The organism is Mesorhizobium sp. M2A.F.Ca.ET.067.02.1.1 (assembly GCF_004023285.1).
Lineage (GTDB): Bacteria > Pseudomonadota > Alphaproteobacteria > Rhizobiales > Rhizobiaceae > Mesorhizobium.
Genome location: NZ_RZSB01001423.1, coordinates 1 through 468 on the forward strand (window position 1 = coordinate 1; position 468 = coordinate 468).

At 66.0% G+C, this 468-nt stretch carries 2 pseudogenes; one reads left to right on the forward strand and one right to left on the reverse strand.

The window, feature by feature from the left end:
• Positions 1-186, forward strand: a pseudogene (locus EOA28_RS38145) (EamA/RhaT family transporter); the annotation flags it as partial.
• Position 187: 1 nt separating this feature from the next.
• On the opposite strand, the pseudogene EOA28_RS38150 reads toward EOA28_RS38145, so the two are convergent.
• Positions 188-468, reverse strand: a pseudogene (locus tag EOA28_RS38150) (transcriptional regulator); the annotation flags it as partial.

Genomic DNA, 468 nt, shown 5'->3' on the forward strand with positions numbered 1-468 from the left:
TTCGAATACACCTCGATGATCCTCGGCGTCGTCGTCGGCTATTTCGTCTTCGGCGACGTGACCTCGCCCAACACGCTGGTCGGCGGCGTCATCGTGGTCGCCGCCGGCATCTTCATCATCTGGCGCGAGCGGCAGCTCGGCCTGGAGCGCACGCGCACCAGGACAGCCGCGCCGCCGCAGGGGTAAGCTACGAAGCTGCTGCGCGCTCTTTCGCCAGCCGCACCAGCACGGCTCGGGTCTGCTCATCGGCCGGGAAAAAGGATTCGATCGCCAGTTCTGACAGGGTGACGTCGAGCGGCGTGCCGAACACGGTGATCGTGCTGATGAAGGAAAGCACCTGATCGCCATGCGCGAGCCTGAGCGGATGCACGATGCCGCTCGGCTCGACCGGAGCCGGCCGGCTGCTTTTCAAGCCGGACGGATAGGCGCGCAGCTCGCGCTCCAATTCGATCAGCACCGGATCGCCGG